Source organism: Paenibacillus sp. SYP-B3998 (assembly GCF_010820665.1).
Lineage (GTDB): Bacteria > Bacillota > Bacilli > Paenibacillales > NBRC-103111 > Paenibacillus_E.
The window spans coordinates 497,564-508,953 of record NZ_JAAIKC010000002.1; the positions used below are offsets into that span (position 1 = coordinate 497,564).

The following is an 11,390-nucleotide window of genomic DNA, read 5'->3' on the forward strand; positions in this document are numbered from 1 at the left end:
CGCGTATGCGGTCAATTCTACGACTTTCACGAGTAGGCGACCTCCTTGCCATAAGAAAGATTGCTTGTGAATTCTTGGTTGTACGCTCTGGCGTACAACCCTTTCTTTTCTAACAATTGATGGTGATTTCCAGCTTCCGCAATTTCACCATTCTCCATCACCCAGATTTCGTCCGCTTCTTCAATCGTAGACAACCGATGCGCAATGACGATGGTCGTTCTTTTCTTCATCAGAACGTTCAGCGCTTCCTGGACCAACGATTCAGACTCCGTATCCAAAGCAGATGTGGGTTCATCCAACAGCAAGATCGGCGCGTTCTTCAGAAATGCACGTGCAATGGTGATGCGCTGCCGCTGCCCGCCGGATAAGATTCCTCCTCTTTCTCCCACTTCTGTCTGGTATCCTTCGGGAAGATCCACAATGAAAACATGCGCATTAGCAAACTTTGCCGCTTCCATAATTTCTTCCATCGAAGCGCCCTCGCGCCCGTATGCAATGTTCTCGGCAACTGTACCGCTAAACAAATACGCATCTTGCGTAACGACAGAAAAGTGTGATCGCAACTCATTCGGATTACAGTTAAGGATAGACTGACCGAACACATTAATCGTTCCTTGGCCAGCTTCCAGCGAGTAAAATCCGCACAAGAGTTTGATTATCGTGCTTTTTCCCCCGCCGCTTGCCCCGACTAATGCCACAGTCGCCCCTTCGGCTACTGTAAAGCTCATATTTCGCAGGATAGGTGCATTGTCGTCGTAAGCAAAACTAACGTTATCAAACTGAATAGGGGGCTGGTCTGTTCTCACAATGGATTGCCCTTCTTGATTCTCTACAGGTTCATTTATGATTTCGGATACTCTCTTTAACGCTCCGACCATTTCAAACGTATTCGTAATGAGATTGGGTATGTGCTGAAGCGGCTCCAAGCATAAATTCAGCAAGTAAAGAAATGCAATGAGCTCGCCTGTGCCGAACAATCCTTTGGAGATCAGATAGCTTCCGTATATGACGGAGAAAATAATCGGACTGACCATAAGGGTAAATAAAACGGGATTCATCCATGCCTCTCGTCTTTTCACAGCCAGTTTTTTTTGTAAAGTCAATTGAAGCAGAGACTGATAGGAGCGAAACATGATCCCCTGCAACAAATAGCTTTTAACTATCGACATCCCACCCAATGTATCCTGTAAATTTACATTCATCAGGCCCATATTCTCTTGAGCTTCCTCCGTTAGCTGCAGCAGTTGTTTACCGATCCATTGCGAAACGAGCAAGGAGACGGGAACTAGCAGCAAACTGAACAGTACTAGCTCCCATTGCATCCAGATCAAATACGTCAAACAGCCGATAAGCACAAGCGGATGATAAAACCACCCCGCCAAGTCTCGAATCATAAATTGGTAGACGAGCTGCAGATCATTGGTTAACCGTGAAACAAGATCTCCAGAATGTTGTTTTTCAAGATAATGAACAGGCAGTTTCCCTATATGGTTCATCATGTGATTGCGAATATCTCGCATCGCTTGGGCACTGCTTCTTTGAATGCCGTAAACCATGAAGAATTTCGCGGGGACTCCTATCAAAATAACAATAAGAATCGTATAAACAATTCGCAGGACCGACTGACCTTCCCCATGGTCGGTCTTCGTTGTTAATTGTTGGATTAAACTGCCCGTCCATACCTCGATAAGCGATGCGGCAATTGCGGATAGAATGCCAACGATCATCCATCCCCTGTGCGATTTCGTAAACGACAGCAGCCAAAGGACTGACTTCCGTAGGGGTGATACAACTTTCCGTTCTTCTACCACCAAATTGGCCCCTTTCAAGGTATGCACGGTATGGATAAGCTTACGACAACACCTTTTGATTCGTTTGTTCTCTGATTTGATGAACGATCCGCTCAATCACTTTAGCATTTTCTTCAAGATATTCGGCAGCGAGCAGCTTTTCATGAACCCCGACGAGTTGATATTCGCGATAGTTTAGCGCCGTAGATTCATTCCAATATTTCACATGAATATCATCAGGCGTTCCTACTTCAGACTTTTCTGCAATTAACCCGTGAATGTTTGCCTGAACGGTGCCTGAATTGATGACTTGCGAAACGTAGGTCCAATAGGAACGCATTTTATGTTTGACGCGGTTACGAATAAACGGATTGGCCAACAGTTCTTTTTCCGATTCTCCCGCACCTTCAAGTATTTGATCGATGCTGCTTTCCAACTGATCCAATGGAGCGATGGTTTCTTTTTTGAGAGAATCAATCATGATAATATCCGATATCTGATAGCCTCTCTTCTCCATTGCTTTGGCAACCTCAAATGTTAAATTGCCGCCCAATGAGTATCCCATGAATACGTAAGGGGACTGATCCTGAATGCTGACGACCGCATCCACATAACGATTGAGCATCGTTTCGTAGCATTCGGTATCATCCATATAATCGGCACCATAGAGGATGCAGTGAGACTCCAGTTTCTGTGCTAGCTCCAAATAACTTAAGCCGTACCCGAGGCCGGGAGGGAAGCAAAAGACATTCATGAATCCATGTTCATTAAGTTTCATAAATTGGTTGCTCTTTTTCTCGTCGAGATCGGATTCCCAAATGCCATACGCCATCGCTTCAACAGTTGGACTCTGGAACATTTTATGGAAGGAAATCTCCACTCCGGTTTCAGTAAACACTCGCTGTATCAATTGCATCAGGCTTAGAGAGTGACCTCCGAGATCAAAGAAGTTATCCTTCACCCCGACTTTCGCAATTCCGAGCACATCCTCCCAGATTCGTGCGAGCTGCTCTTCCTGTGGCGTACGCGGCGCTACATATTCCACACCCGATTGTAGACTTCCCTCTGGTGCTGGCAGCACTTTGCGATCTACTTTACCATTCGGTGTTAATGGCAGCTCTGTAAGCTGCACCAAGTAAGACGGAATCATATAAGCGGGCAGCTCTTGAGAAAGCATGCTTCTTAATTCGCTAGCAGGAAGCAAACGCTCAGCCACGTAATAGGCACACAACACCTTCTGGCCAGCCCCCTCCTCGCGCGCAATGACAACCGCTTCTTGAACCGACGCCATTTTCAAAAGATACGATTCCACTTCGCCAATTTCAATCCGGTAACCGCGAATTTTCACCTGATGGTCGATCCGACCCACATACTCAATGGTTCCATCCGGCAGCCATCTTGCCAGATCTCCCGTTCGATACATCCGTTCTCCCGGTGCAAAAGGATTGTCTACGAACTTCTCCGCTGTCAGCTCCGGTTGGTTCAAATAGCCGTGAGCCAGTCCGTCTCCTCCTATGTACAACTCGCCGATCACGCCTACTGGCAGCAGCTTGCCTGCTCCATCCAGCACGTACACCTGCGTATTGCCAATCGGACGGCCAATCGGAATGGACGCTTTCTCCACATCCGCCATACGGATCTCATGACAGCACGTGAACGTCGTGTTTTCCGTCGGTCCGTAGCCGTTGATGAGCCGCAGCCCACTGCAGCGCTCCATCACTTTTTTCGCATGCGGTTTGGAGACGACGTCTCCTCCGACCAATAATTGTTTGACGCCCTGCAGCGCCTGAATTTGATTCTCTACCATAACATGGAACAATCCGGCCGTTAACCACAAAACCGTTACCCCATGTTGCCCAATCACCTGCGACCATTCGCTGAGCGACAAGTTGCCAGGAGGCAAAATAGCCAGGGTTGCTCCGTTCAACAAACTGCCCCAAATCTCAAAAGTGGCTGCATCAAATGAAAGGGTCGAGCCTTGCAAAAACACGTCCTTATCGCTGATGTCCACATAATTAGCTGCAGTGACAAGCCGCACGACACCTCGATGTGTGACACAAACACCTTTCGGCGTGCCCGTAGAGCCGGAGGTATAAACGATATACGCCAAATCGTCTCCAGTCGCTTCATGCGTCGGATTCGACCAGCTTATCTCCCTTGATCCCTCATCCACAGCATCCAACAAGACGACTTGCATATTCTCAGGCAGGTTTGCCCGTAGATGTGTCTGAGTCAACAACACTTTAATACGGGTATCGTCCAAAATCACAGCAATTCGCTCCTGCGGATAGGACGGATCCATTGGCACATACGCGCCTCCAGCTTTGAGAATTCCCAGTAGCCCGATCACCATGTCCAATGATCTCTCAACGAATATACCAACGAAATCGCCCGCGCCCACTCCTCGATCTTGCAGCAGATAGGCGATTCGATTCGCTGCGGTATTCAACTCCGCATAGGTCAATCGCTTGTCTTCGAATACGACGGCTACCGCATCAGGATTGCGTTCCGCCTGCTCCTCGAACACCTGATGAATGGTCTTCTCCCTTGGGTACGCCACACCCGTATCGTTAAACACATTTAAAATCTCATTCTGCTCGCTTGCTGTCAGTATGTTTAAAGAAGAAAGGTTTATCTGAGGCTCCACTGCAATGACTTCGACCAGTTGTTTGAAATGCAGCGCCATACGCTCCACCGTTTGCCGCTTATATAAGGCGGTTGCATAAGTTAAGCTATATGCGATGCCTTCTTCCCTTTCTTCAACATGAAAGATCAGATCGAATTTGGCCACGGAATGGTCATTGGGGTACGGCCTCAATTGCAATCCTTCGATCTCTACATTCCCATGCTCTGTGTTTCCGAGACTAAACATCGTGTCAAACAGCGGATTGCGGCTCAAATCCCGCGGTACCTGAACCTTCTCTACCAGCTCTTCGAACGGATAGTCCTGATGTTCAAAGGCCCCTAAGGTCGCTTCCTTAATTTCGTCCAAATAGGAAAGGAAAGTCTTGTCTCCTGACGGAAAGCTGCGAATGGCAAGCGTGCCTACAAACATTCCGATAAGCGGTTCTAAATCTGCATGTGCTCTTCCGGCAATTGGCGTGCCTACGATAATGTCTTCTTGTGCTGAGTATTTATGAAGCAAGACCTTATATGCGGCCAACAGCACCATATACAAGGTGCTTCCCGTTTCCGACGCAAGTTTGCGTAATAACTCGCTCGTCTGCGGATCAAGCATACTTAAGTTCGTATCTCCTTCATACCTTTGGATCGCAGGACGCGCATAATCCGTTTGTAGCTCCAATGCCGAAATTTCTCCATTGAGCGTATCCAGCCAGTACGCTTCCTGCTGCTTCAGCCGCTCACTATGCGTCTCGGATTGCTGCCAAGCCGCGTAATCCTTGTACTGAATCGCTAGCGGTATCAGTTCCTCCCCGCCGTACATTCGGACAAATTCCTCTACCAAAATATTCATCGAAACGCCGTCCGAGATGATGTGATGCATATCGAACATCAGGATATGACGATCCTTCGCCAGCTCGATCAACCCTACTCGCAGCAGCGGCGGCTTCGCCAGTTCAAACGCGCGGATGAATCCGCTCACGATGTCCCCAGCTTCTTCTTCGCTCGCTTGCGTGTACTCCACCGCGAATTCGACGTGACTGTGCACCCGCTGCACGGGTTCGCCGCTGAGCATTTCAAACCCCGTTCGCAGCGTCTCGTGACGCGCGATCAGTCCCCGGAACGCCGCTTCAAAGCGCTCCCGATCCAGCGCACCGCCAAGCGTCATCACCCCTGGCATGTTGTAGCTCATCTCCGCTCCTTCAAGCTGATGCATGATGTACAACCGTTTTTGCGCCGAAGACAGCGGGTAAACCTCCCTCTCTTCCGCACGCGGGATCGCTTCATACGCCTTGCGCTCCATCCCCCCGATGGCCTGCGCCATCTCCTCTATCGTCGGATAGCGGAACACGTCACGCAGCGGCAAATTCACGCCCAGCTCCTTGTACAGCTTGCTCACTAGCGTCGTCGCCCGCAGCGAGTGTCCACCGAGTTCGAAGAAGTTGTCCTTCACGCTGGCACTCGGCAAGCCGAGCACCTCTTGCCAGATGCGCGCCAGCTGGGCTTCCAGGCGGGTGCGCGGCGCTACGAATTCCGCTCCCGTCTGCTTGTTCGCCTCCGGTGCCGGCAGCGCCCTTCGGTCGATCTTCCCGTTCTGCGTCAGCGGCATGCTCGCCAACTGCACAAAGTACGACGGGATCATATACCCCGGCAGCTCCTGCGACAACGCGCCTCGCAGTTCGCCCGCCGTCAGCTCCGCTTCCGCCACGAAGTATGCGCACAGCTGCTTCTGTCCGGCTTCATCCTCCAGCGCTAGCACGGTCGCTTCGTGGAGCCCCGCCACTTTCAGCAGTTGCGCCTCTACTTCCCCTAGCTCGATGCGGAAGCCCCGAATCTTCACTTGGTGGTCGATCCGGCCCAGGTACTCGATGTTGCCATCCGGCAGCCATCTCGCCAAATCTCCCGTTCGGTACATCCGCTCCTCTGGCGCAAACGGGTTCTTCACAAACTTTTCGTCCGTCAAATCGGGACGACCCCAATAGCCGCGTCCCACGCAATCCCCGGATACGTAAAGCTCCCCACCGATTCCGATAGGCTGCACCTGTAGCCCCTCGTCCAAAATGTACAGCTTCGTATTGGCAATCGGCTTGCCAATCGGCGGAAGCCCAGCCGCAATCGCTTCTGGCTGCATCGTGAACGCTGTCACGACATGCGTTTCCGACGGGCCGTAGTGATTGTGCAAATAGATGCCTCGGCTTCGCAAGATCGCCTCAATTTGCGGCGTCACGACAAGCTGCTCGCCAGCCGTGATGATATGGCTGACGCAATGTGGGAATTGCTCGGCCCACTCCGCTTCGGTGAAGATGAACTTCAGGAACGCTACAGGCAGATACAACACCTCAATCTTGCTTTCCTCGATGCGCGCAAACAATCGTTTCGGGTCTTTGCGCACCTCATTGCCAATCAGGCACAGGCATCCGCCGAACAGCAAGGCGGAGAACATCTCCTGATAGCACACATCAAAACTGCCTGACGCATACTGCAAAACAGGCGACGGGAACGGGATATTCGTTGCCGTGAACTGATACTGCAATAAGTTCGCCAGATTGCGATGCTCCAGCATCACGCCCTTGGGATTCCCCGTCGTTCCCGACGTATAGATAATATAGAGCAAATGCGAAGCGTCGTTTTCGTTCGGCAAGTTCTCCTCACGGCCTTCGTATAACGAAGCATCGTGAACATCGATCTTCTCCACTTCTGGCGGAATCGACGCAAACCACGGCTGCTCCGTCAGCACGAGCCTTGCTCCGCTGCTTGCCAGCATGTAATGGATACGCGTTTGCGGGTACTCTGGATCGATCGGCACGAACGTTCCGCCCGCCTTGAGCACCGCAAGGACGCTGACGACCATCTCGATGGAGCGGTCGACCATGATGCCGACAGGCTGCTGTGCCGTAACGCCGCTTTCTCTCAGCGTCCACGCCAGCTGATTCGCTCTCGCGTTCAGCTCCCGATACGTCAATTGTTGGTTCTCGAAGTCGACAGCCGTCGCTTCTGGCGTGCGACCTGCCTGCTCCTCGAACAGCTCGTGGATCGTCTTCTCGCGCGGATAATCCGCTGCCGTGTCATTGAACACGTCCATAATCTGCGCCTGCTCCGCTGCCGTCACCATTTGAAGCTGCGCAAGGCTGGCTTGCGGATGGCCGATCACCGCGTCGATCAATTGCTCAAAGTGCCCCGCCATCCGCTCCACGGTTTCTTTCTTATACAAAGCAGTTGCAAACTCGATGCTGCAAATGAGTTCATTTTCACTTTCCATCACAGTCACGTTCAGATCAAACTTCGCCATGGTGTACTTGCTCGGGTATATGTTCAAACGCAGCCCTTCCAAGTCAAACTCCGCGTTCTCCGTATTTTCCAAAGCAAACATCGTATCAAACAACGGATTGCGACTGAGATCCCGTGTCACCTGCACATTCTTCAATAATTCCTCAAATGGATAGTCCTGGCAATCGAACGCACCGAGCGTCGTTTCCTTAACTTCCTCCAGATAAGACAGGAACGTCTTCTCTCCCGCCGGATAACTGCGGATCGCCAATGTATTGACGAACATGCCGATAAGCGGCTGCAGATCCTCATGGGTTCTCCCCGCAATCGGTGTGCCCACGATAATGTCTTCCTGACCCGTATACTTTCGCAGCAAGATCGTATAGACCGCAAGCAGCACCATATACAGGGTGGTTCTGCTTTCGGCCGCAAGCTGCCGCAGCCCTTCGCTCTTCACAGAATCAATGGCAAATTCGTAGATAGCCCCCTCATAGCTTTGGACGGAAGGACGCGCATAGTCCGTTGGCATTTCCAATACGGGCAGCTTCCCGCTGAACGTCTGCAGCCAGTACGATTCCTGCCGATTCATTTGATCCTTTTGCGATTCGGAATGCTGCCATGCGGTGTAGTCTTTGTACTGAATGCGCAGAGGCGACAACTGCTCGCCGCTGTACAAGCGGACAAATTCCTTCATCATGATACCCAACGATGTTCCGTCCGAAATAATGTGATGCATGTCAAACATCATAATATGGCGATCCTTCGCAAGTTCGATCAAGCCTACCCGCAGAAGCGGCGGTTTCTCCAAATCAAACGCACGAACGAATCCGCGCACAACATCTCTGGCTTCTTCATCGTTAGCCTGCATATAAGCCACCGCAAAATCCAATTCATGATGTACCTGCTGCACAGGTTCGCCATCCACCATTTTAAAGCCGGTGCGCAGTGTCTCATGGCGCGCAATCAGCCTGCGGAACGCCTCTTCAAATTGCTTGCGATCCAGCGTTCCTTCGAGAACCATCGCTCCAGGCATGTTATAACTTTGTTCCGCTCCTTCAAGCTGATGCAAGATGTACAACCGCTTCTGCACGGATGAAACGGGGTAATAGTCTCTCTTCTCGATAGGTGATATGGACACATAGACTTGTTGTTCCATTCTGGAAATGAGTTCGGCCATCTCTTCAAGAACCGGGGACAAGAATACGTCCCGCAGCGACAGGCTGATGTTCTCCTCTTTATGCAGCTTGCTTACCATCATGGTAGCGCGCAAGGAGTGTCCGCCAAGATCGAAAAAGTTATCCTTTGCGCCGACTTTCCCAAGTCCAAGCACAGCTCGCCAAATCCGTGCTAATTTCGCTTCCGCTGGCGTTCGAGGCGCTATATATTCGATTTCTGCCTGTAAGCTTTCTTCCGGCGCAGGCAGCGCTTTACGATCAACCTTACCGTTCGGCGTTAGCGGCATACTCTCCAACTGTACAAAAAAGGAGGGAATCATGTACCCCGGGAGCTCTTGCGACATGATCAATTTCAGTTCGCTTGCCGGAATCGTCCGCTCTGCCGCGAAATACGCACACAACTGCTTCTCGCCTGCTTCGCTTTCACGAACGACGACTATCGCTTTCTCGATAGCGTCCATCTTCAACAAATAGGCCTCCACCTCGCCCAGCTCAATTCGGTAGCCGCGGATTTTCACCTGATCGTCGATCCGTCCTACATATTCAATGCTTCCGTCCGCCAGCCATCTCGCCAAATCCCCCGTTCGATACATCCGTTCCCCTGGCACGAACGGGTTGTCCACGAACTTCTCAGCGGTCAGTTCGGGACGATTCAAGTATCCTCGAGCCAATCCGTCTCCCGCCACGCATAGTTCACCGGCTACGCCAAGCGGCTGAAGCCCGTTCTCTCCATTTACGATATAAATCGCCGTGTTGCTGATTGGACGCCCGATCGGAATGGTTACGGCATCTTCCTCCACTTCATTCACGTCATAACAAGTCGCAAATACCGTGCTCTCCGTCGGACCGTAAACGTGCTTGATTTTGCCCGATCCCAGGTAATCTAACGCTTTACGCACGTGGCTGACAGAAACACGTTCGCCTCCGAACAGAATGGTGCGAATATGGCGCATGCATTCTACACCCACGTCAATAAGGACGTTAAAAAATGCAGTCGTAATAAATAAAGTCGATATTTGCCGCTGTTCAATCAATTGTGCTAATTTCACGACATCCAGCATCGTTTCCTTGGGAACGAGAATCAGTTTGGCTCCGTTTAATAAAGCTCCGAAGATATCGAATGTCGAACCGTCGAAGGCGTAGCTGGATAATTGCAGCACGTTGTCCTGGGCGGTGATGTCTATGTAGTTGGTCGTTCGAACAACTCGTACGATGTTGCAATGCGTCGTTAAAATCCCTTTGGGCTTCCCCGTCGTTCCAGACGTGTAAATAATGTACGCCAGATTGGCAGAGACGTTAGCGGCATCCAAATTAGAGCCGTCATCGTTGTAAGACTCCTCATCATCAAGCGGCACAAAGGTGCTCTGGAGTGGGATTCGTTCCTGCAAATGACGCTGTGCCAGCATCACTTGCGTTCCCGAATCCTCGATCATGTACCGAATGCGCTCTTCTGGGTATTCGGGATCAATCGGCACGTACGCTCCCCCTGATTTCAGAATCGCCAAGATGCCAACGATCATATCTAGGGAGCGATCCGCCATAAGACCTACTAAGTTGTCAGCCTGCACGCCCACAGTTCTTAGCGTCCTTGCCAACCGATTGGCTCGTTCGTTCAGCTCGCCGTATGTCAATTGCTGATTCTCGAATACGACGGCCACCGCGTCCGGGTTCCGTTCTGCCTGCTCCTCGAACAACTGATGGATCGTCTTTTCCTTCGGATATTCCGTGTGTGTGTCATTGAACAGGGTAAGCAGTTCATGCTTCTCGGGTTCAGATAAAACATCTACTTTACCGATTTCCAGTTCCGGTTGAAATAATGCAACAGAAAGTAGTCGGAAGAAATGATCCGTCATCTGTTCCATAAAATCTTGATCATAACGATTGTTGTCAAAACTTACGCTCAATCGGATCAAGCTATTTTCCGAATCAAATTGAAACAAGGTATCTGTCGATACACTTTTTTCAAAAGCCAGTGTATGTGTTTTTGTATAGGAAACCATCGTGTTTACAATCGGCGAGCCGTCGGGAGTATATTGTAAATTCAATTGACGAATCATTTTCCGGAAAGGGATATGTTGATGTTCCAGCGCTTCGCTGACCGAAGTTTTAATTTGACCCAGCAGGGATTTAAATGTACTTTCATTGCTTAGTTTATTTTTGATGATTAGAAAATCATGGATAGGCGGATTATCGTCATCGAACTCCGTTTGAGCAGGAATTCCTACTAACGTATTTTCTCTGCCTGTATATGTATAGAGCAAACATTTGACACCGGTTAATAAAATAACGAAAACCGCCATATCAAATCCATTTGCCAGGGAGTTAATCCTTTCTGAAAGATGATGCGGCAGCGTACGATTTATAATGCTTACGTCGTTAGTGCTTACTTTGCTGGACGATTTGCTATAGGGCAGGAAATTCATACTGTCTTCGGTATCAAACTTTTCGTTCCAATACATTTCCTCTTTTTCAAACACCGACTTCATTCGTAAGCCTCCCCTTCAACATATGATGCAGATGAAATATTCCGTCGTTC

At 50.2% G+C, this 11,390-nt stretch carries 2 protein-coding genes; both read right to left on the reverse strand.

Annotated features, from left to right (window positions below; translation table 11 throughout):
• Positions 1 to 26: 26 nt before the first annotated feature.
• Positions 27 to 1,811: an ABC transporter ATP-binding protein gene (locus GK047_RS10315; protein WP_346010315.1), complete on the reverse strand. Its 1,785-nt coding sequence runs from the start codon at positions 1,809 to 1,811 to the stop codon at positions 27 to 29.
• Between the two features lie 40 nt (positions 1,812 to 1,851).
• Positions 1,852 to 11,340, reverse strand: coding sequence for a non-ribosomal peptide synthetase (locus tag GK047_RS10320; protein ID WP_163945192.1), 9,489 nt, complete (start codon positions 11,338 to 11,340; stop codon positions 1,852 to 1,854).
• Positions 11,341 to 11,390 lie beyond the last annotated feature (50 nt).